The organism is Rhizobium indigoferae (assembly GCF_034554815.1).
Lineage (GTDB): Bacteria > Pseudomonadota > Alphaproteobacteria > Rhizobiales > Rhizobiaceae > Rhizobium > Rhizobium leguminosarum.
Map to the genome: position 1 here is coordinate 3394071 of NZ_CP140635.1, position 21908 is coordinate 3415978.

Here is a 21908-nt window from a genome sequence, read left to right on the forward strand (position 1 = left end):
TTCGTTTTTGCTGTTCACTTCTGGCGATTGACCGAAATCAAATCCACCGCCATCTCCTTCCCGTATTTTGCCCGGCATGCACATGGAATTGGAAAGACCGGCCATATCAGGAGACCGGGAGATGAACAGGACGCTGACATTCAACGGCCAAGAGGCCGCTGTGCTCGCCAAGGCCGCCCTCATGGCCGGGCTCGACCACAACGAGGCTGAAGCCCTGCGCGCCTGCGCCACCGTTCGCCTCTGCGACCCGCATGACGTTCTCATCGAGGAGGCCGACAAGGCGGCCTATTTCTATTGCGTGCTGAGCGGTTATGTCAGGCTCTATCGTCGCAACGGCGACGGCAGGCAGGCCGATATCCGCATCTGCGAGCCCGGCGACAGCTTCGCGGAATGCCTGATCCACGCCGACGAAACCTATCACTACGGCGCGCAAGCAATGGATCATGCCGTGCTGGCGTGCTTTGATATCGCAAAGGTTCGGCTGTTGCTGGAGGAGCGGCCGCGGATCGGCAAGGCGATCACGCGCAGCCTGTCACTGCATCTGATCTCGATGATGGAATGCCTGGCAAGCGACCGCATGCAGACCGCGCCGCAGCGCGTGGCGCATTATCTGCTGACCCACTGCGCCGAGAACGGTGCGGCCGCTTCGCTGCGGCTGCCCTTTCCGAAAAACCTGCTCGCCCGCAAGCTTGGCCTCGCACCGGAGGCGCTCTCGCGCGCCTTCTCGACGTTGAAGACGAAAGGTGTCACGGTGCGCGGCCGGACGATCGCCATCAGCGACGTCAACCTGCTCCGACGGATCTAACCGTCAGAGCATGATGCCGAAAAGTGTGAGCGGTTTTCGGACGATATCATCCTCTAATTCTTCGACTTTGATCCGGCCTAAAATCTGGATCTAGAGACCGCCCTGCTCCCTGAGGAAGCTGACGATCGAGCTGACACCGTCGCCGCGCTTCATGTCGGAGAAGACGAAGGGGCGCGAAGCGCGCATGCGCGTCGCATCCCGGTCCATCACCTCGAGATCGGCGCCGACATAAGGCGCCAGATCCTTCTTGTTGATGACGAGCAGGTCCGACCGGGTGATACCAGGCCCGCCCTTGCGCGGGATTTCCTCGCCCTGGCAAACGGAAATGACATAGATGGTGATATCGGCAAGATCGGGCGAAAAGGTCGCCGCCAGATTGTCGCCGCCGGATTCGATGAAGACGACGTCGAGATCGGGAATCCGCTGGTTCAGGCCGGCGATCGCCTGCAAATTGATCGTCGCATCCTCGCGAATGGCTGTATGCGGGCAGCCGCCCGTTTCGACACCGACGATGCGGTCCGAAGGCAATGCCTGCATCCGCACCAGCGCCTCGGCATCCTCTGTCGTGTAGATATCGTTGGTGACGACGGCGACAGAATAGTCGTCGCGCATCGCCTTGCAGAGCTTTTCGGTCAGCGCCGTCTTGCCCGAGCCGACCGGCCCGCCGATGCCGACACGCAAAGGTCCGTTTCTTGATTTCATATGCCTTACTCCAATCGAACCTTGATGATAGCGAAGCCGCCCGCCGGCGCCACCGTCAAATGACGCAGCCACAGCGATAATTTCAGACAATCACGAACGGAACAGCCGCGTCGCCTGCGTCTCGTGGCGCAGGCTGGCAATATCGGCCTGCACCGTCGCCGAACCCAGATCGTCAAGCGCCGAGGCTGCCGCCCGCCGGGCGACCTCCGCGATATGGTCTTCCAGACCGGCAAGAACGGCGAGGCCATCCCTTTGCCCGGCGACACCGAGGCGGATGCCGGATGAAACCGCTTGTGAGACATAGGCATGCAGAAAGGCGGCGAGCGCCTTCTCGGGCATTATGCCATGGGCGCCTGTAACCGCCCCGACCGCAATGGGATAAGCGACCTTGTCAGGTAGCCGCTCGAACACCCCGTCCGGCCAGGCCCGCGCCGCTGCGAGGAAAGCCTCGCCGAGCAGCATCGTTTCCTGATGCCGCTCGCGTGATCCGGCCAGCGCCTCGGCGAGTGCAGCGACTTCGGCAAGGCGTGCGGGCTGTGCCTGTTGCCTATGGCTTTCGGCCAGAAGCACCGCATCGTTCCAGGCCGAACCATTGCCGACCAGCGTGCCGATCCAGGCCGCAAGCGAGGCCGCATCCGTAACGAGCCCGTCGGCCACCGCCCGCTCCAGCCCGCCCGAATAGGCAAAGCCTCCGATCGGAAAGGCTGGTGACAGCCATGCCGTCAGGCGCAGCAATGCCTGCAGCTCGCGATCCCTGGTCATCAAGGCTCAGTCGTGCTTGTGGTCATGATCATGACCGCGATCGTGGCGGTGCTCATGCTCATGCTCATAGCCATGTTCGTGATCATGGTCATGGCTGTGACTATGATCATGCCCGTGGTCATGCCCGTGGTCATGATTGTGATCGTGATCATGCCCATGCGAATGCCCGCCTTGAGAATGATAGGCGCCCCGCGCCGGCTGGAACGGCTCGTCGATCTCGAGGACGACGGCGCCGAGGCCCTGCAGCATGGTGCGGATGACATGATCGCGGAGGATGACGATGCGGTCTTCCTCGATCTGAGCGGCAAGATGCCGGTTGCCGAGATGCCAGGCGAGCTCGACCAGATGGGTGCGGTCGCGACCGCGGATTTCGAAAAGTTTCTCGTCGGCGGCGAGGATCTCGATCAGTTCGCCGTCGTCGCGCACCAGCAGGTCGCCATTGGCGAAAAGCACCGGATCCTTGAGATCGAGCATGACCATCTCGCCATTTTCCAGATGCAGCAGCTTGCGGCGCAGATGGCGCAGATCATGCGGCAGCTTGACCTGGGCGATCGGGTGGGAGGAAGGGGTTCCGGCGGGAAGATAGGAGGTGACGCGCTGCATGACATGTCCGTTTTGCTGAGAGGACGACCATGCAAAATAGCTCTTCCCGATGCAAGCACCAATGGCCTTTCGTCCGGCTTGGGCTTTTATATTCCGTAAGCCTGCATCACATTGTCGCTCTCCGGGCCTCTGTTCTCGCCATCAACGCCGTTATCGACGAGCCCGTGCCAGGCGTGATGAAGGCCTTCCCGTTCGTGTACGACGCGATTGCGCCCGAGCGCCTTGGCGAGATAGAGCGCCCGGTCGGCGGAGGCATAGACCGCCTGCTTGTTACGCCCGGCGACGAGATCGGCAACACCGCCGGAAACGGTGATGCGGATCTCGTGCCCCTCGGCCTTGATGGCGCCGCTAGCAATCCGAGCCCGGACACCCTCGATCCGCTCAATCCGCGCCTCAAGAGGTTCGCCGGAGACAATGACGCCGAACTCCTCGCCACCCAGGCGTGCGACGACGGACATCTCATCGAAGGCGGATGTCAGCATGGCCGAAACTGCGATGATGACGGAATCGCCGCAACCGTGGCCAAAGCGGTCGTTGATCGCCTTGAAACGGTCGACATCGAAAATCACCAGCGACGCGTTGCTATCGACGTTATCGAGCGCCTCAGTAAAGGCACGCCGGTTGAGCAGTCCCGAAAGCGTATCCGTGCGGCTCAGCTTTTCGAATTCCGCCCGCGAGAGCGCAAGATCGCGCATGGCAAAGCCGGCAAACAGCGACAGCATGCCGGAAACCGTGCCGCCGATCAGCCAGGAAAAGATCGCGCTGAAGCCAATTGCGTGTGCGAGCGTCACCGGCAAAAGTCCGAGAAGATCAAGCGACGGCATCGTCAGCGCAATAATGACGCCGGAGAGAATGACGGCAAGAAAGCTCATCTTCAGGGCGAAGACATAGACGTTCCTGCGGTATTGAAGATCGCCAAAATCGGCCTGCAGCGAAATCCAGTTTCTCATGAGAATCAACCTTCTTGCCCGGCGTTTCAAGGCATTGATAAGAGCCCAATTGCTGCGGGGTTCTTAATCAACTCGTTAAAATTCGAGCCACTTTGGACGATTCGGTGGACAGAATTTTTCTAGCAGGGGATGCAGCTTTCCAATCCCTGAATCGAACACTATCGAGATACACTTAAACTATTGATATATAACTGATTTATTCAATTGTGCAGTGCCGTTGTTCCAGAATGGTTTAGCTGGGGAAAACAGCGATTTTTTCACCGATTTTTACAACCGGATGGAGAGTGCTGTTCACAATTCACTTTAAGAGCGGGATGGCCCGACGGTTGCTTCAATTGTAGACAGCAACAGACAATCGCAATGCTTGTGGAAACGGGTTCCATAAGCCGGTTCGAAGCCCGGCCGAGCGGAGGGCAGCGGCAGTCCAGGTATTGCAGCCGAAGAGCGCATTGAAGTATCCCTTGGCCTCGAAGAACCGGTCGATCTCGCCGTAGCCCGCATCCGGGATCGGCACGACCGCGCCCGCGTCGCGCACGAAACTGTCCGAGATAAAGTCGCGCAGCCGCATCAATTGATCGTCACTGACATTGAATGCCGCGACGTTGGACTGCGGCTCGGTGATATGACCGGCAAGGTCCACATGCAGCACTGAACGGTCGATCGTCAGCGCGCGCAGCACCGGCAGTGCTTTCAGTTCCGCCCATGTGGGCGTTTCCAGATAGAAAGCACGACCGCCCCAGCCGATAATGAGCCACTCCGCATTCGGATGGGCGAGCGGAAAATCGGTATTACCAAGGAAGGAAAAGGCAGCCCGCGTCTCCTCGTCGAGCGGAATGGCAATATCGGTATGGATTGGTCCCGACAGCAGGAGAATCCGATGTGTCACTGCGACGGACGACGCCTTGACCGGCGCAATCAGCGGCCGGGGAATGAAGGTTCCGCAGGCCACCAAAAGCACAAGCAGGAATACGATCCGCAACAACCAGCGGATACCTGTCCTCATCGGAACCGCCCGTTGCACATCGGACGTGGGTCTAGAACAGGAAATAGCGCTGCGCCATCGGCAGCACCGTCGCCGGCTCGCAAGTCAGCAATTCCCCGTTCGCCCTGACCTCATAGGTTTCCGGATCGACCTCGATCTCGGGTGTAAGGTCGTTGTGGATCATCGATGCCTTGGAGATGCCGCCCCGTGTATTCTTCACCGCGACCAGCTCCTTGGCGACGCCGAGCCGGCCCTTCAGGCCGGCATCGAGCGACGCCTGGCTGACGAAGGTGACGGAGGAATTGGTGAGGCTCTTGCCGTAGGAGGCAAACATCGGCCGGTAGTGCACCGGTTGCGGCGTCGGGATCGAAGCGTTTGGATCACCCATCGGCGCGGCCGCGATCGAGCCCCCGAGCAGCACCATGTCGGGCTTCACGCCGAAGAAGGCCGGATTCCACAGCACGAGGTCGGCACGTTTGCCGACTTCGACCGAGCCGATCTCACGGCTGAGGCCATGGGCGATCGCCGGGTTGATCGTGTATTTGGCGATATAGCGGCGGACGCGGAAATTGTCGTTGTCACCCTTCTCCTCCTTCAGCCGGCCGCGCTGACGCTTCATCTTGTCGGCCGTCTGCCAGGTGCGGATCGCCACTTCGCCGACGCGGCCCATCGCCTGGCTGTCGGACGAAATGATCGAGAAGGCGCCGATATCGTGCAGAATATCTTCGGCAGCGATTGTTTCCTTGCGGATGCGGCTTTCGGCAAAGGCGATGTCTTCGGGAATCGACGGCGACAGATGGTGGCAGACCATCAGCATGTCGAGATGCTCGGCGATCGTATTGACCGTATAGGGCCGTGTTGGATTGGTCGACGACGGAATGACGTTTGGCTGGCCGCAGATCTTGATGATGTCAGGCGCGTGGCCGCCGCCCGCCCCTTCCGTGTGGAAGGCATGGATGGTGCGGCCCTTGATGGCGCCGATCGTATCCTCGACGAAACCGCTTTCGTTCAGCGTATCCGTGTGGATCATCACCTGCACGTCGTATTCGTCGGCAACCGACAGGCAGCAGTCGATGGCGCCTGGCGTCGTGCCCCAATCCTCGTGCAGTTTCAGCGAGGTGGCGCCGGCCAGCACCATTTCGGTCAGCGCCCCCGGCAGCGAGGCATTGCCCTTGCCGGCAAAGGCAAGGTTCATCGGAAAGGCGTCGGCCGCCTCGATCATGCGCGCGAGATGCCAGGGACCGGGCGTGCAGGTGGTGGCAAGCGTGCCGTGCGCCGGTCCCGTGCCGCCGCCGAGCATGCAGGTCATGCCGCTCATCAGCGCTTCCTCGATCTGCTGCGGCGCGATGAAATGGATATGGCTGTCCATGCCGCCGGCGGTGATAATTTTGCCTTCGGCGGCGATCGCCTCCGTGCCCGGGCCGACGATGATATTGACGCCAGGCTGCATGTCGGGATTGCCCGCCTTGCCGATCGCAACGATGCGCCCGTCCTTGAGCCCGATATCGGCTTTGTAGATGCCCGAATGATCAACGATCACCGCATTGGTGATGACCGTGTCGACCGCGCCATCCGCCCGCGTCACCTGGCTCTGGCCCATGCCGTCGCGGATCACCTTGCCGCCGCCGAACTTCACCTCCTCGCCATAGGTGGTGAAATCCTTCTCGATCTCGATAAAAAGCTCCGTATCGGCAAGGCGCACCTTGTCGCCGGTGGTCGGTCCGAACATGCCGGCATAGGCGGCGCGCGAGATCTTATAGGGCATCCATCAGGCTCCTTGGGAGGAAGAAACAGGTGTTTCTCCGCCAAGCCGTGTGAGGCGGCCGGCGGCAATATAACTATCGACAAGCTGTCGTTCGGCCGCAAATGGATGCCATTCCCAGCCGGCGTGACCGAAGCCGGCAAGCGTCACCTCGGCCTCGGCATATGTGTTCAAAACCTCGGCAATGACGATCATGCCACTGCTCGGCACGACATAGGGCGCCGGAGCAAGGGCCGAAAGCGAGGCATCGACGGCCTCGTGAACCGATTTGCCGATGACGATGTGCGCCTTGTCGGTGTCGACGCAGAAGGCGCTGAACTCATCGGTGTAGTCGTCGCAGAAATCGTCGAGTTCCGGATGCGAGACGGCAAGCGGCGCCCGCATCGCCGCGAATTTTTCCGGGTCGCGCACGCTCCAGATTTCGCGAGCCGAAACGACGCCGGGATGAGCGCGCCACTCAAGCGAACCGAGCATCGCCTTCGCCGGCCGGCCGGTATTGCAGACTGCGACGGCATCCGTGCGCCGGCCGCCGGTGTCATAGGAGCGGCAATCGTTGAAGCGGACGACGAAATCGGCGGCATCGATGATGCCTGCCTCTGCCTCCGCGATCTCACCATTGCCGACGATCATGATCTTCCTGATCACCTTAATTGCTCATCGTGTCTTCGAGCTCTTTCAGCTCTTTTGTACGTTTGTCCGTGATGTTGGCGAGACATCCGGCGACCAGCATCGGCTCCATCGTGCCGCCGCGGGCCTGAAAGCCGAAGGCGTCGCATTCGGCGTCCCGATAATCGATCCAGGCGCGCTGCGCCTTGACCAGCGCCTGCTCTGCGCCCTTCATATCGCCGTCGAGATCCTTGTCGATCGCCACCATGGCGGCCCGGGTCTTCTTGTATTGCGCATTGAGCGCCTTGTCGGCGGCCTCATGGCGCGCCGCCTCGCAGCCAGTCATGTCCGATTGCGTCTTGGGATTGTTGCAATCGATATCCTGAGCGGAGGCAGCACCTGCCGTCAGCAGCATCGCCGCCCCGACGAGGCAGACATTTAAACGCATGCATTCCTCCAGCCTGTTGTTCTTAAAGCTTACCCATCACCAGCTGACGGAAGCCATAGACCTCGCGCTTGCCGGAAAGTGGGATCAGCGTCACCGAGCGCGTTTGCCCCGGCTCGAAGCGCACGGCCGTTCCCGCCGGAATATCGAGCCGCTTGCCATGCGCCGCCGCGCGATCGAAGGAAAGCCCGGCATTGGTCTCGGCGAAATGATAGTGGCTGCCGACCTGGACCGGTCGGTCGCCTGTATTGGAAACCTCCAGCGTCACCGTCTGCGCGCCGGCATTCAGTTCGATGTCGCCGCTTGCGGCAATGATCTCACCTGGAATCATCTCGTCCTCCTTAAGCCGCCTTGGGCGCACAGCCCTCGGCCTTCAGCACACGCTTCCTCGAAGCCGGATTTTTAGCAAGCATGGCCGCCGGCCGAATAGGTCTCGCGACGAGATTACCGCCGCAGTTCGGGCAGACACCCTTCAACACACCGTCCACGCAATCCGCGCAGAAAGTGCATTCATAGGTGCAGATCCGTGCCTCAGTGCTATCAGGCAGCAGATCCTTGTCGCAGCATTCGCAATTGGGCCTGAGCTCGAGCATTCCTATCTCCTCACCGGATCGGCTCGTGCACGGTGACGAGCTTGGTTCCATCCGGGAACGTCGCCTCCACCTGCACGTCGTGGATCATCTCGGCAACACCCTCCATCACCTGGGAGCGGCCGATCACATGGGCGCCGGCTTCCATCAGCTCGGCAACCGGGCGACCGTCGCGAGCGCCTTCGACGACGAAATCGCTGATCAACGCGATCGCTTCGGGATAGTTCAGCTTGACGCCGCGCTCCAGCCGCCGGCGTGCCACCATCGCCGCCATTGATATCAACAGCTTGTCTTTTTCTCTCGGAGTGAGGTTCATTGCTTGCCCATCAGCTTCATGCCTGGAACAGGATGATCCTGTTCTACATTAAAGAGTTAGAGTATGACGTCGCCCGAAAACCGCTCACACTTTTCGGCATCATGCTCCAGATTCATAGATTCCAGACTTTCGGCACAGGCGCACCATTTCGCAAGGCGGAAATGACCGGGATCAGGATTTTTCTGAGTGAGAAGCCGTCGGCTGCTGCAAGGCGGACAACGAGCTTGCCGTCCCAGGCGCTTGCACCGCCCATCGATCCTTCGACGAGCGGCCGGACTTTGCCAAGATAGGCTTCCGAAAGCGGCCCGGCATAAAGCAGCGTCGCAAACGCCACCTGCCCGCCGAGCACGGCCTGGCGCGCGGCAAGGGCCGCTACGCCGTCGGACAACCTCAGTTCTTCGGCATGGATCAACCGCCCCGAGCGGCGGATGCGCCAGCGATCGCGAAACAACCCGGTCTCCACCGTCTCACCCATTGCCTTGCGGCCGAGCAGCACGGCTTCGACGGCCAGAAATTCGGAGTCTTCGTCAAGATCGACATCCAAGCGGCGGGAAAGCGCTGCCCGGTCGAAGAGGATCGTTTCCTGCGGCAGCCAGTCGACACGGGCTTGAGCTCCAACCTTGATGCTGGTTGTCACCTCGGCGGTACCGGCCGATGCCTTGTAGATCTTCTCGCAAGCCTGGGTGGTGACGTCGATGCGCGTGCCGGCGCCGGCATCAACACTCCAGTCCATCCGGTCGCCGCCCGTCAGTCCGCCTGCTGTGTTGATGATGACTGCTTCCATCGAGGCATCGAAGGTATCCGGCAGGCGGATCTTTGCCGCCCCTTCCTGATAGAGTTCACGAATGCGCGTGCGGCCATCGAACAGCTTCGCCGCCAGATGCCCGCGCCCTTCCGCTCTCTGCGGTCTCGTACTCGCCGCCACGGTCGTCATATCGTCCCTTTCGGTCGCGCCACCGTTTTCATTCAATCGCGCGGATGACGGAAAGCAAGCAATTCCTATGCCGTCTGGAGCAGACCAGCAGAGGCAGAGGAAGATTTTCCAGGCTCCGTGTCCCTTGCTGCAAAATGCGGCATTTGCCGGTCAGACAGTCAGGTGGCGGCGGGCCTCCGGTGTATCCAGCGTTTCGGCAAGCCCTTCATGGACGATCTCGCCGCGATCCATGATGTAGACGTAGTCGGCGAGCTCTCGGCAGAAATCCAGATATTGTTCGACGAGAAGGATCGCCATGCCGGTGGAGTCACGCAAGTAGCGGATCGCCCGGCCGATGTCCTTGATAATCGAGGGCTGAATGCCCTCTGTCGGTTCGTCGAGCACGAGAATCCTAGGCCGCGTCACCATGGCGCGCCCAATCGCCAACTGCTGCTGCTGCCCGCCGGAAAGATCGCCGCCGCGACGTGACAACATCGACTTCAGCACCGGGAAGAGGCTGAAGATATCATCGGGGATGTTGCGGTCGCGGCGGCCAAGCGGTGCAAAGCCGGTTTCGAGATTTTCCTTGACGGTGAGCAGCGGGAAGATCTCCCGTCCCTGCGGCACATAGCCGATGCCCTGCTTGGCACGGGCAAAGGGCGGCAAGCCGTTGAGCCTGGTGTCGTTGAAGGTGACCGTGCCCGCCGACAGCGGATGCTGGCCGGTAACGGCGCGCAGAAGAGAACTCTTCCCCACGCCGTTACGCCCCAGCACGCAGGTGATCTTGCCCATCTCGGCCTTGATCGAGATGCCGCGCAGCGCCTGAGCGGCGCCATAATGCAGGTTTGCGTTTTCAACTGTCAGCATGATGCCGTCTCCCGAATCTTTGTGGGACCGCAATAGACCCCTCCCCATCATTCAATGGACCCATCATCCTCACCGCCCCAGATAGTTCTCGATCACCTTCGGATCGGAGCTGACGAAATCGATCGACCCTTCCGCCAGCACCGAGCCTTCCGCGAGGCAGGTCACCTTGACGCCGAGATCGCGGATGAAGCCCATGTCGTGCTCGACGACGACGACCGACCGGGTCTTGGCGATATCCTTGAGCAGGATTGCGGTTTCCGCAGTCTCCGCATCGGTCATGCCGGCCACCGGTTCGTCGACGAGCAGAAGCTTCGGCTCCTGAGCCAATAACATGCCGATCTCCAGCCACTGCTTCTGCCCGTGCGAGAGATTGGCGGCGAATTCGTCGCGGCGGTGCGTCAGCCGCACCGTGTCGAGGATTTCCTCGATGCGTGCCTTGTCCTCGCCCGAAAGCCGGTAGAACAGCGTCGAGAACACACCACGACGTCGGTTCAGCGCCAGCTCCAGATTGTCCCACACCGTATGGCTTTCGAAGACTGTCGGCTTCTGAAACTTGCGGCCGATGCCGAGCTGAGCGATATCGGCTTCATCCTTCTTGGTGAGATCAATCGTACCGTTGAAGAACACCTCACCCTCATCGGGCCGGGTCTTGCCGGTGATGATATCCATCATCGTCGTCTTGCCGGCGCCGTTAGGGCCGATGATGGCGCGAAGTTCACCGGGCTCGATGACGATCGACAGCGAATTCAGCGCCTTGAAGCCGTCGAAGGAAACCGAAACGCCGTTGAGATAAAGCACGCTATTGGGTTTGACGTCGGGAATCATGGCGCTCACTCCGCTGCCTGGATTTTCGGCTCGATACCGTCTTCCTCAGCCGCCGGCGGGGCCGCCTTGGAGACAAGCTTCCGCTTGCCAAGATATTGCGCAATCGTGCCGACGACGCCCTTCGGCAGGAACAGAGTGACGGCGACGAAGAGACCGCCGAGTGCAAACAGCCAGAACTCCGGGAAGAGGCCGGTGAAGATCGTCTTGCCGCCGTTGACGAGGATCGCGCCGATGATCGGCCCGATCAGCGTCGCCCGCCCGCCGACCGCGGTCCAGATGACGACTTCGATCGAATTGGCAGGGGCGAATTCGCCGGGATTGATAATGCCCACCTGCGGCACGTAGAGCGCGCCGGCAATGCCCGCCATCATCGCCGAGACGACGAAGGTGAAGAGCTTGAAATGCTCAACGCGGTAGCCGAGGAAGCGCGTGCGGCTTTCGGCATCGCGCACGCCGACCAGCACCTTGCCGAACTTCGAGCGTACGATCGCCGAAGCAATCATCAGCGATAGAGCGAGGAAGATCGCAGTTGCGGCAAAGAGGGCTGCACGCGTGCCGTCAGCCTGTACGTTGAAACCGATAATGTCCTTGAAATCAGTAAGGCCGTTATTGCCGCCGAAGCCCATGTCGTTGCGGAAGAAGGCCAGCAGCAGCGCGTAGGTCATCGCCTGGGTGATGATCGAGAGATAGACGCCGTTGACGCGTGAGCGGAAGGCAAACCAGCCGAAGACGAAGGCGAGCAGACCGGGTACGACGAGCACCATCAGCGCCGCAAACCAGAAATGGTTGAAGCCGTACCAGAACCAAGGCAGATCCTTCCAGTTCAGGAACACCATGAAGTCGGGCAGAACAGGATCTCCGTAGCTGCCGCGCGTGCCGATCTGGCGCATCAGATACATGCCCATCGCATAGCCGCCGAGCGCAAAGAAGGCACCGTGGCCGAGGGAGAGGATGCCGCAGAAGCCCCAGACGAGGTCGAGCGCCAGCGCCAGCAGCGCATAGGTCAGATACTTGCCGAACAGCGACATGATATAAGTCGGCACGTGTAGCGGATTGGTCGGCCCCGTCATCAGGTTCAGGACCGGCACGAGGACCGCGACCAGAAGCAGGAGGGCGATGGCAATGACGATCTTGCGATCGAGTGATCGGAGAAGGAAGGCCGTAATCATGCTTCCACCGCCCTTCCTTTGAGTGCGAAGAGCCCGCGGGGACGCTTCTGGATGAAGAGAATGATGAGGACGAGCACCAGGATCTTGCCGAGCACGGCGCCGGCAAAGGGCTCGAGGAACTTGTTGACGACGCCGAGCGAGAGGGCACCGACCAGCGTACCCCAGAGATTGCCGACACCGCCGAAGACGACGACCATGAAGCTGTCGATGATGTAGGATTGACCGAGGTTTGGCGAGACGTTGTCAATCTGGCTGAGCGCCACGCCGGCGATGCCGGCAATGCCCGAGCCGAGCGCGAAGGTGAAGGCATCGACCCAACCGGTGCGGATGCCCATCGACGATGCCATGCGGCGATTCTGCGTAACGGCGCGCATCTGCAGGCCAAAGGCGGACCGCTTGAGCAGCAGGAGCAGCGCCACAAAGACCACCATCGAAAAGACGATGATCCACAGTCGGTTCCAGGTGATGGAGAGCCCGCCGAGATCGAAGACGCCGGACATCCAGGTCGGATTGCGGACCTCGCGGTTGGTCGGGCCGAAAATGCTGCGCACCGCCTGCTGCAGGATCAGCGACACACCCCAGGTGGCGAGCAGCGTTTCGAGCGGCCGACCGTAGAGATAGCGGATGACGGCGCGTTCGATCAACAGACCGACGAAGCCGGTAAAGACGAAGGCCGCAGGCACAGCAAAGGCCAGCGAATAATCGGCAAGCTCAGGAAAGGCGGAGGTTATGTATTCCTGCACGACATAGGTCGTATAGGCACCGATCATCACCATTTCGCCATGCGCCATGTTGATGACGCCCATGACGCCGAAGGTGATGGCAAGGCCGATCGCGGCAAGCAGCAGTACCGAGCCGAGAGACAATCCGTACCAGATGTTCTGGACGATATCCCACAGCGCCAGGCTGCGATTGATGGAACTGATATCCGCCTGGATCGCCGGCTTCAGATCTTCAGGCGCGGTTTCGAGTGTGGTCGTGAGGATGGTCAGCGCATCGCGATTGCCGCGCGCCGCGATCGTATCGATCGCAGCCTTCTTGTCTTCGACGCTCGCATCCGTCTTGAGCAGCAGCACCGCGCGCGCCGCTTCCATCGTATTCTTGATCTCTGCGTCCTTTTCGGCCGCCAGCGCCGAGTTCAGCAGGTCGAGATTGGCGGGGTCGGCATCTTTCAGGAGGCCCTGCGCCGCGGCAAGCCGCGCGGAACGGTCCGGGCTCATCAGCGTCAGTTGGCTGGTGGCGGCGCTGATGACGCCGCGAAGCGCGTTGTTGATCTTGACCTTCGTCATCAGATCCGGATCGACATCTGCAGCGAGTTCGCCGGTGATCGGATCGGAATAGGTCGGTTCGTCATCGGTACCCCCCTGGAGAAGAACCGGGCCGCCATCAGAATTGACGTAGAGAAGGCCGTCGCTCAACTGCTGCAGGATCTGGCTGACATGCTGGCCCTTGGAGGCGACCAGCGCTTTGATGGCCGCTTCGCGTTCCGGGAAGTCGCCGACGCCGAGCGCGTCGATGAGCACATGGATATCGTCCTGAGCCTGGGCTTCGCTCGAGATCATCACGCCCGAAAATGTCAGGCCCGAAAATGTCAGGCAAACCGTGATGAGGAAAATCTTTATGGCGCGATACATCGGCTTTCTCGCCCTTGATAGTGTTGGCCTCGCGGCGCAATCGCTGGGACGGAGCTTCCGCCCGGGATCAAACCCGGACGGAAGCCTTCAGGCAATCATTGGATCGGGGTCGTACTTAGGAACCCTTGCCACCGCACTTGCCCGTAGCAACGTTGAAGTTGCCGCAGGACATCGGCTTGCGCCAATCGGAGATCAGGTCCTTGGAATCAGGCAGGTAATCCGACCATTCGTCACCGACGACGGCAGGTGTCTGCTGGACGATTTCGAACTGGCCGTCAGCCTGGATTTCACCGATCAGCACCGGTTTGGTGATGTGGTGGTTCGGCATGACGGTCGCATAACCGCCGGAGAGGTTCGGAACGCTGACGCCGATGATGGTGTCGAGAACCTTGTCGGTGTCGGTCGTGCCGGCAGCCTGGACGGCCTTAACCCATGCGTTGAAACCGATATAGGCGGCTTCCATCGGGTCGTTCGTCACGCGCTTGTCGTTCTTGGTGAAAGCGTGCCAGTCCTTGATGAACTTCTTGTTGGCAGGGCTTTCGACCGACTCGAAGTAGTTCCAGGCAGCGAGATGGCCGACGAGCGGCTTGGTGTCGAGACCGGCAAGCTCTTCTTCGCCGACCGAGAAGGCGACGACGGGAATGTCGGTTGCCTTGATGCCCTTGTTCCCCAGTTCCTTGTAGAAGGGAACGTTGGCATCGCCGTTGATCGTCGAGACGACGGCGGTCTTCTTGCCGGCCGAACCGAATTCCTTGATCTTGGAAACTTCGGTCTGCCAGTCGGAGAAGCCGAACGGCGTGTAGTTGGTCATGATATCTTCTTTCGGAATACCCTTCGAAATCAGATATGCCTCGAGAATCTTGTTGGTCGTGCGCGGATAAACGTAGTCCGTACCTTCGAGAACGAAGCGCTTGACGCCCTCTTTTTCCATCAGGTAGTCGACAGCAGGAATGGCCTGCTGGTTCGGAGCAGCACCGGTGTAGAAGATGTTGCGCGAGGACTCTTCGCCTTCATACTGGACCGGGTAGAAGAGGATCGAGTTGGTCTCTTCGAAAACCGGCAGAACGGACTTGCGCGACGAGGACGTCCAGCAACCGAAGACGGCCGCAACCTTGTCCTTCTGGATCAACTCACGTGCCTTTTCGGCAAACAGCGGCCAGTCGGAAGCCGGGTCGACGACGACGGCCTCAAGCTTCTTGCCGAGAAGGCCGCCCTTCTTGTTCTGCTCGTCGATGAGCATCAGCATGGCGTCCTTGAGCGTGGTCTCGGAGATGGCCATGGTGCCGGAAAGCGAGTGCAGAATGCCGACCTTGATCGTGTCGTCGGCGGCAACAGCACCGCTGAAGGCAGCCGAGGCCGCCATGACGGCGCCGAGTGCAGCGCCCGTAATAGTAGTTCTGAGATTCATCTGGTTGAGCCCCTCTTCTTGTTCCGCAACAGGCCGGAAACGGAGATTAACTGTTGCTTAAGGGACTATCGGGCGCTGCGGCGCAAAAACACATACGCAAAATGACGTAGGCGCGGGGGTCAAACAGGCAGACCAGGGAAGGAAGGGCATCCCCGCAGCGGGAGATGCCCTGTCTCGATACCGGAATTTATCCGTCGATCGTCAAAGTGACTGATGTCGGGCCGTAAGAGAGGCTCGCCTTGTGGCCGGAAACCGTGACCTTGCCGAAGGTGCCAGTCACGGCACTCGCCTTCAGGATTTCGATCTTCGTTCCGGGCGTTGGGGCATAGCCATCGGCAATCGTCACGTCGAGGTCACCGGCCAGCACTGCCTTGCCTTCGACAACCAGCGTGCCCGCGCCGTTTTCGCCGAGCGCCGACTTCGCCGTGGCATTGGCGACCTGCTGATAGTCACCGCTCACGGTCAAAGGCTTGTCGGCCGCCAGAACGAGCGAGCCGCCATTGAGCGTCAGCCCGCCACGACCGAAGGCCGACGGCGACAAGGCCACCAGCGCGCCCTCTTCCAGCACGGTGCCGCCGGAATAGCTGTTGGCGCCTGAAAGCCCGAGGATGCCGTTGCCGCGCTTCACCAGCCTGCCCTTGCCGGTAATGTCGTTCCGCCAGGTGTCGATCGAATTGAACCCGCCCTTTGCCGCGTCCATCGTCACGGTCACCTCCTGTTCGAACGCAGCGTAACCGTCGGCGGCGGCAAACAGGTTGAGACGGCCGTAACCTTCCGCATCGTCGAGGAGCGGGTAGCCGGAGGCGATCTCCGTCGTCTTCAGCACGTCGCGGCGCTGCTCGCCGTCCAGATAGGGCAGACGCGTTTCGAGAAGCGCTTCGGCGCCCTGCGGCACCCGCGCCGGCTGATCGGTCGCATGGATCGTCGGCAGGCCGTAGCTCAGGCGCTGCAGCACGAAGGCGCGATTGGCGTCCTGATCGGCGAAACGGTCTGCGGCAAGCGGTGCCGCGTGGGCAGCGACTTCCAGCGCTCCTGCATCCGCAACGCCTGACTTGGCGATAAGCCATGCCTGCGCTTGGGCGTAAGCATCGCTCTTCAGCGCCGCATTGTCGGCCTTGTTCAGATTGTAGACGACCGTAGCGGTGCCGAGCATCCGGCCGCCCATCACGTCGAGAGGAGAATGCATGCCGGCGAGGATGCGGTCTTCACCCAGCTCGCTGGCGCGCGTGATCATTTCCTGAAAACGCTGCGGCACGAGGTAGGCCATGGCCAGCGCATCCCGCCAGGCTTCCGCCGTATGCCCGCTGGGGAAACCGCCGTCCTCGACCGGCTTGCCGCTCTTGGCGGGCTCCAGCGTCGGGACGACCGATACGTCCTGGCTCCAGCGGTAGGGACGGCCATATTTGAAATAGCGCTTGGCCGGTTCCGTCGAACCGTCACCGCTTGCGGCGTTGATGAAGTCGATTGCAAGGCCCATGTCGGGGTTGGCATCGGTCTTGTTTTCCGTATCCGGCTTGCTGCCGGCGCCGCGATTGTTGCCCTTGTCATCGTATTTGACCGTCGTCGCATCGACCGCCACCGCGGTGATCGTGGTGTTCTGCTTCGAGCCGGCCTTCCAGGCAGCCGTCAGCGGGCCGAGGCCGTCGACGATACTGGCATTCTTGCCGCGCCGATCGTCGAGATAGGCGGCCACCGCTTGATCGGCCGTCCGCGCCCGCGTCGCATTGACGACATAGGCGATGTTCGCATCATGGACGGCCTGGTTGACGATATGGCCGTCGGTCTTGCTGGCGGGAATACCGTCCCAATCCGTCTTGGCGACAGCCGGGCAATTGTCCTTGGCCGGGGCCTCGACACCCGCATCGACGAAAGGCGTGCGCGGAGTCCAGATTTCGAGGAAGCCGGAGAGAAGGTGAACGGCGGCGTTGGTGTCTGCCGTCGAGAAGCAGGCGTCACCGCGCTTGTTGGTGTTTCCGGCCTCCACATAAGGAACGTTGGCCGCCGTGGCCTGCTCGGCGCTGGCAAGCGATGGCACGATCGAAAGAAGGCAGACGAGGGCGGTGCTCAGGCGGCAGAGGCTTAAAACAGACATGGTGATACCCGAAATGGTTGAACGAACGCCGGGAGAGTTAGAGCTCTTATGTGACGGATCAATTGCAAATATATTGCCATTCTGTGAACCAGTCGGTGCCCGCCTCTTGCCTTTCCCAACCATCCCGCCAAAACTGCCAGAGAGACGATGAGCCCAACCGGAATGCCGGAAAGGAAGACATGGCAGCGCGCCAACGCATCATTCCGGTGAGACGCGAATACAATCGCTGGGTCGCCAACCAGACGCTGGAAGATTACGCGTTGCGCTTCACCGCAAAGAGCGCTCGCCATTTCTCCTCGCAGCGCATCTCGCAGACGGCGATCGGCGCGATCTCCTTCCTGGCGCTGGAGGCGATCGGCGGCGCGATCACCCTCTCCTACGGCACCACCAACGCCTTTTACGCCATTATCGTCGCCTCGGTCGCCATGCTGGCGATCGGCCTGCCGATCAGCCGCTACGCCATCCGCCACGGCGTCGACATCGATCTTCTGACGCGCGGCGCGGGCTTCGGCTATATCGGCTCGACCATCACCTCGCTGATCTATGCAAGCTTCACCTTCATGCTGTTTGCGATCGAGGCATCGATCATGTCCGGAGCGCTGGAGCTCACTCTCGGCATCCCGCTCTGGATCGGCTACATCATCAGCGCCGTCATGGTCATCCCGCTGGTGACGCACGGCGTGCGGCTGATCAGCAAGTTCCAGCTGATGACCCAGCCCTTCTGGATCGTGCTGAATATCCTTCCCTTCATCTTCATCGCCTTGCTGGACTGGGAAAAATTCGATCTCTGGCGCGCCTTCGCCGGCATCCGCCATGCCTCCGGCCCGCCCGGCACCATCGCCGAATTCGATCTTGTGGAGTTCGGCGCTGCTTCTGCCGTCATCCTGGCGCTGATGTCGCAGATCGGCGAACAGGCCGACTTCTTGCGCTTCCTGCCGCCGGACCCACAGCGCAAGTGGCGCCATCGCCTGGCGATCTTTCTCGCCGGGCCCGGCTGGGTCATCATCGGCGCCCCGAAGCTGCTTGCTGGTTCCTTCCTGGTCGTGCTGACCTTCACCTCGGGCGTCCCCCTCGATCGCGCCGCCGACCCGGCGCAGATGTATCTGACAGCCTTCGGCTACATGGTCCCCTGGCACAATGCGGCGCTGCTGTTGATGGCCGCATTCGTCGTCGTCTCGCAGCTGAAGATCAACGTGATGAACGCCTATGCCGGCTCGCTCGCCTGGTCGAACTTCTTCTCGCGGCTCACCCACAGCCATCCCGGCCGCGTCATCTGGTTGGTCTTCAACGTCGCAATCGCCCTGCTTTTGATGGAACTCGGCATCTACCGGCTGCTGGAGGAAACGCTCGGCATCTTCTCGATCATCGCCATGGCCTGGCTCTGCACGATCTCCGCCGATCTCTTCATCAACAAGCCGCTGGGCCTTGCTCCCCCCGGCATCGAGTTCAAGCGCGCCCATCTCTACGACATCAACCCGGTTGGCCTCGGCGCCATGACGCTGTCGGCGACGGTGTCGCTGATCGCCCATTTCGGTGCCTTCGGCGACATCGCCGCCTCGCTCGCCCCCTATATCACCCTCGTCATCGCGCTGATCACCTCGCCTGTCATCGCCTGGGCGACGAAGGGCAAGTTCTACCTCGCCCGCAAGCCGCGCCAGAGCTGGAAGAACCTGACGAGCATTACCTGCTCCGTCTGCGAACATCCTTTCGAACCGGAGGACATGGCCTGGTGCCCGGCCTATGCCGCGCCGATCTGCTCGCTCTGCTGTTCGCTCGACAGCCGCTGCCACGACATGTGCAAGCCCGCCGCCCGTTTCAACGCGCAGGTCGGCACCGTCGCCAAGGCGCTGCTGCCGGAAACCATTCTGGGGAAGCTGACGACGCGCCTCGGCCGCTACGGCATCGCCGTCGTGCTGGCATTGACGGCCATCGGCGCGATCCTGGCGATGATCGCCCATCAGGTCGCCTCCGCCTCACCCGCGACCGCCGAAGTCGTCAACCGCACCATCTTCATCGTCTTCTTCGTCTTCTCGGTAATCTCAGGCGTTGTCTGCTGGTTCTATGTGCTCGCCCATGACAGCCGCGTCGTTGCCGAGGAGGAATCCTCGCGCCAGAACACACTGCTGCTCAAGGAAATCGCCGCCCACAAGAAGACCGACGCCGCCCTGCAGAACGCCAAGGAGACGGCCGAGGCCGCCAACCGCGCCAAGAGCCGCTACGTCGTCGGGCTCAGCCATGAACTGCGGACGCCGCTGAACGCCGTACTCGGCTATGCCCAAATCCTCGAACGCGACGAGACCATCCCGGCGCCGCGCCAATCCTCGATCAAGGTCATTCGCCGCAGCGCCGAACACCTCTCCGGGCTGATCGACGGCCTGCTCGATATTTCCAAGATCGAGGCCGGCCGCCTGCAGGTCTATTCCAACGAGATCAACATCCAGGATTTCCTCGACCAAATCGTCGATATGTTCCGCCCGCAGGCGCAGGCAAAGGGGCTCACCTTCATCCATGAGCGATCGCCGACCTTACCACAATTCGTCCGCACCGACGAAAAGCGCCTGCGCCAGATCCTGGTCAACCTGCTCTCCAATGCCATCAAGTTCACCGACGAAGGCAGCGTCACCTTCGATGTCGGCTATCGCAGCCAAGTCGCGACCTTCACCGTCACTGACACCGGCCGCGGCATCACGGAGAAAGACCTGACCCGCATCTACGAACCCTTCCAGCGCGGCGAGGCTGAAAGCGTGCGGCCAATGCCGGGGCTTGGCCTCGGCCTCACCATCACCCGGCTTCTGACCAACACGCTCGGCGGCGAGATTTCGGTCTCGAGCGTGAAGGACGAAGGCTCGACCTTCCGCGTCCGGCTGATGCTGTCCGCCGTCATGCGCGCCGTGGCCGCCGCACCGCAAGAAAAGCGCATTGTCGGTTACGACGGCCCGCGCCGCACGGTCGTGGTCGTCGACGATAACGAGGACCACCGCGAGATGATGCGCGAAATCCTGGCGCCGCTCGATTTCATCGTGCTGACGGCGGCAGGCGGCGGCGAATGCCTGACGCTGATCGAGGGCATCATACCGGACCTCTTCCTTGTCGATATCCTGATGCCCGGCATGAACGGCTGGCAGCTCGTCTCGCGTCTGCGCGAGGCCGGTCAGACGGCGCCAGTGCTGATGCTTTCGGCCAATATTGGTGATGCAGCGGTTCTCAGCGACAGTGACGACAGCCATAACGATGCGATCGGCAAACCGGTCGACATCCGCCAGCTGCGCGACAAGCTCGCCCTGCATCTTGGCCTGAAATGGATCTTTGCCGATGCCGCGCCAGCCGTTCCTGTTAAGATCGAAGCGCCGATGCTGAGCCCAGGTGCTGCCCATATCCAGGAATTGCTGCGGCTCGGCGAGATCGGCTATATCAGAGGTATCGAAGCCAAGCTTTCCGACCTTGCCAAGGTGGAGGCAAATCAGCCATTCACAGAGGAACTTCGCGCCTATGTCGCCGCCTTCGATCTCGCCGGCTTCATGACCTTCCTGCACGACTTCGACGAAAAGGTGGAACCCATTGCCTGAGCCGGCCCTCCCCCGCGACATCGTTCTGCTCGTCGACGACTCGGCCGAAGCACTCGGCTTCTTGACCGACGCACTCGAACAATCCGGCTTCTCGGTGCTGATCGCCACGTCGGGCACGGCCGCACTTGGTATCGTCGAGCGCATCACGCCCGATATCATCCTGCTCGACGCGGTGATGCCCGCCATGGACGGCTTCGAGACCTGCCGTCGGCTGAAGGCGAATGCCGCTGTGGCACAGGTGCCTGTCATCTTCATGACCGGCCTGACCGAGACCGAGCATGTCGTGCACGCGCTGGAATCCGGCGGCGTCGATTATCTCAGCAAGCCAATCAACATCGATGAACTGCGCGCCCGCATCCGTGTCCATCTGCGCAACGCTCGCTCGGCCCAAAGCGCCCGCATCGCGCTGGACGCGGCCGGCCGCCATCTGCTGGCTGTCAAGGGCGACGGTGCCATCCACTGGTCAACGCCGCAAGCCACACGGCTGGTCAATGCGGCCATGGGCAGCGACGACGGCATGGAAATCGTCGTCCACCATATCGCCGACTGGATGCGCGACCGCGTCGCCGCGGTGCGCGACGGCATCATCTCCGTTGCCCATGCCGGCCAAGCGGCGCTGCAGCTCGCCTTCCTCGGCGCAATCGGCCCTGACGAATATCTCTTCCGCCTCACTGCCGCCAATCAGCGCAGCGACGACGCGGTGCTGCGCCAGCGGTTTTCGCTCACCCAGCGCGAATCCGAAGTGCTGCTCTGGATTGCCAAGGGCAAGGCCAACCGCGACATCGGCGAAATATTGGGACTGTCGGCGCGAACGGTGAACAAGCACCTCGAACAGATTTATGTGAAGCTCGGCGTCGAGAACCGTGCCTCAGCCGCCGTGAAGGCCACGCATGTGCTGCACGAGATGTGAG

The 21908-nt window shown here is 61.4% G+C and carries 21 protein-coding genes; 3 read left to right on the top strand and 18 right to left on the bottom strand.

What is annotated here, in order from left to right:
* The first annotated feature begins 121 nt into the window (after positions 1 to 121).
* Positions 122 to 805: a Crp/Fnr family transcriptional regulator gene (locus tag U5G49_RS16985; protein WP_193445018.1), complete on the top strand. Its 684-nt coding sequence runs from the start codon at positions 122 to 124 to the stop codon at positions 803 to 805.
* Positions 806 to 895: 90 nt separating this feature from the next.
* Here the strand turns inward: U5G49_RS16985 and ureG are convergent, their stop codons facing one another.
* The 18 genes from ureG to U5G49_RS17075 form a co-directional block, all read right to left on the bottom strand.
* Positions 896 to 1507 (bottom strand): urease accessory protein UreG, encoded by a 612-nt coding sequence (gene ureG, locus U5G49_RS16990; RefSeq protein WP_003590582.1) that lies wholly within the window; start codon positions 1505 to 1507, stop codon positions 896 to 898.
* 90 nt (positions 1508 to 1597) lie between these two features.
* A complete protein-coding gene (locus tag U5G49_RS16995) occupies positions 1598 to 2269 on the bottom strand; it encodes an urease accessory protein UreF (protein ID WP_018243281.1) in 672 nt (223 codons plus the stop codon).
* A 6-nt stretch (positions 2270 to 2275) separates the two neighbouring features.
* Complete coding sequence (locus tag U5G49_RS17000) at positions 2276 to 2872, bottom strand: urease accessory protein UreE (RefSeq protein WP_018446872.1); 597 nt, start codon at positions 2870 to 2872, stop codon at positions 2276 to 2278.
* Positions 2873 to 2958: 86 nt separating this feature from the next.
* Positions 2959 to 3822 carry a GGDEF domain-containing protein gene (locus U5G49_RS17005; RefSeq protein ID WP_193445017.1) on the bottom strand — a complete coding sequence of 288 codons (864 nt, stop codon included), beginning with the start codon at positions 3820 to 3822 and terminating at the stop codon, positions 2959 to 2961.
* A gap of 331 nt (positions 3823 to 4153) precedes the next feature.
* Complete coding sequence (locus U5G49_RS17010; RefSeq protein WP_130758886.1) at positions 4154 to 4825, bottom strand: TIGR02117 family protein; 672 nt, start codon at positions 4823 to 4825, stop codon at positions 4154 to 4156.
* A 31-nt stretch (positions 4826 to 4856) separates the two neighbouring features.
* Positions 4857 to 6569, bottom strand: coding sequence for an urease subunit alpha (gene ureC, locus U5G49_RS17015; protein WP_018243285.1), 1713 nt, complete (start codon positions 6567 to 6569; stop codon positions 4857 to 4859).
* A 3-nt stretch (positions 6570 to 6572) separates the two neighbouring features.
* Positions 6573 to 7196 (bottom strand): Urease operon accessory protein, encoded by a 624-nt coding sequence (locus U5G49_RS17020; protein WP_193445056.1) that lies wholly within the window; start codon positions 7194 to 7196, stop codon positions 6573 to 6575.
* A 16-nt stretch (positions 7197 to 7212) separates the two neighbouring features.
* The gene (locus U5G49_RS17025; protein ID WP_112904757.1) at positions 7213 to 7620 is read right to left on the bottom strand and encodes a lysozyme inhibitor LprI family protein; all 408 of its coding nucleotides are present in this window, start codon (positions 7618 to 7620) and stop codon (positions 7213 to 7215) included.
* A gap of 22 nt (positions 7621 to 7642) precedes the next feature.
* A complete protein-coding gene (locus U5G49_RS17030) occupies positions 7643 to 7948 on the bottom strand; it encodes an urease subunit beta (RefSeq protein WP_018243288.1) in 306 nt (101 codons plus the stop codon).
* A gap of 10 nt (positions 7949 to 7958) precedes the next feature.
* The gene (locus U5G49_RS17035; RefSeq protein ID WP_018446878.1) at positions 7959 to 8210 is read right to left on the bottom strand and encodes a DUF1272 domain-containing protein; all 252 of its coding nucleotides are present in this window, start codon (positions 8208 to 8210) and stop codon (positions 7959 to 7961) included.
* Positions 8211 to 8220: 10 nt separating this feature from the next.
* Positions 8221 to 8523 carry an urease subunit gamma gene (locus tag U5G49_RS17040; RefSeq protein ID WP_018243290.1) on the bottom strand — a complete coding sequence of 101 codons (303 nt, stop codon included), beginning with the start codon at positions 8521 to 8523 and terminating at the stop codon, positions 8221 to 8223.
* Positions 8524 to 8635: 112 nt separating this feature from the next.
* Positions 8636 to 9457: an urease accessory protein UreD gene (locus U5G49_RS17045; RefSeq protein ID WP_047619088.1), complete on the bottom strand. Its 822-nt coding sequence runs from the start codon at positions 9455 to 9457 to the stop codon at positions 8636 to 8638.
* 150 nt (positions 9458 to 9607) lie between these two features.
* Positions 9608 to 10303 (bottom strand): urea ABC transporter ATP-binding subunit UrtE, encoded by a 696-nt coding sequence (urtE, locus tag U5G49_RS17050; RefSeq protein WP_003581844.1) that lies wholly within the window; start codon positions 10301 to 10303, stop codon positions 9608 to 9610.
* A 69-nt stretch (positions 10304 to 10372) separates the two neighbouring features.
* Positions 10373 to 11128 carry an urea ABC transporter ATP-binding protein UrtD gene (gene urtD / locus U5G49_RS17055; RefSeq protein WP_018446880.1) on the bottom strand — a complete coding sequence of 252 codons (756 nt, stop codon included), beginning with the start codon at positions 11126 to 11128 and terminating at the stop codon, positions 10373 to 10375.
* Positions 11129 to 11133: 5 nt separating this feature from the next.
* Positions 11134 to 12297 (bottom strand): urea ABC transporter permease subunit UrtC, encoded by a 1164-nt coding sequence (gene urtC / locus U5G49_RS17060; RefSeq protein ID WP_018243295.1) that lies wholly within the window; start codon positions 12295 to 12297, stop codon positions 11134 to 11136.
* Positions 12294 to 13931: an urea ABC transporter permease subunit UrtB gene (urtB, locus tag U5G49_RS17065; protein WP_193445016.1), complete on the bottom strand. Its 1638-nt coding sequence runs from the start codon at positions 13929 to 13931 to the stop codon at positions 12294 to 12296. The genes urtC and urtB overlap by 4 nt, the downstream gene beginning before the upstream one ends.
* Positions 13932 to 14046: 115 nt before the next feature.
* A complete protein-coding gene (urtA, locus tag U5G49_RS17070; protein ID WP_026230747.1) occupies positions 14047 to 15339 on the bottom strand; it encodes an urea ABC transporter substrate-binding protein in 1293 nt (430 codons plus the stop codon).
* A gap of 187 nt (positions 15340 to 15526) precedes the next feature.
* Positions 15527 to 17431, bottom strand: a complete 1905-nt coding sequence (locus tag U5G49_RS17075) for an acid phosphatase (protein ID WP_193445015.1) — start codon at positions 17429 to 17431, stop codon at positions 15527 to 15529.
* Between the two features lie 179 nt (positions 17432 to 17610).
* Between U5G49_RS17075 and U5G49_RS17080 the strand changes: the two genes are divergently transcribed.
* Both U5G49_RS17080 and U5G49_RS17085 read left to right on the top strand, forming a co-directional pair.
* On the top strand, positions 17611 to 20997 hold the full coding sequence (locus tag U5G49_RS17080; RefSeq protein ID WP_112904762.1) for a hybrid sensor histidine kinase/response regulator: 3387 nt from the start codon (positions 17611 to 17613) through the stop codon (positions 20995 to 20997).
* Positions 20990 to 21907, top strand: coding sequence for a response regulator transcription factor (locus U5G49_RS17085; RefSeq protein WP_018243300.1), 918 nt, complete (start codon positions 20990 to 20992; stop codon positions 21905 to 21907). The genes U5G49_RS17080 and U5G49_RS17085 overlap by 8 nt, the downstream gene beginning before the upstream one ends.
* Position 21908: the final 1 nt, after the last annotated feature.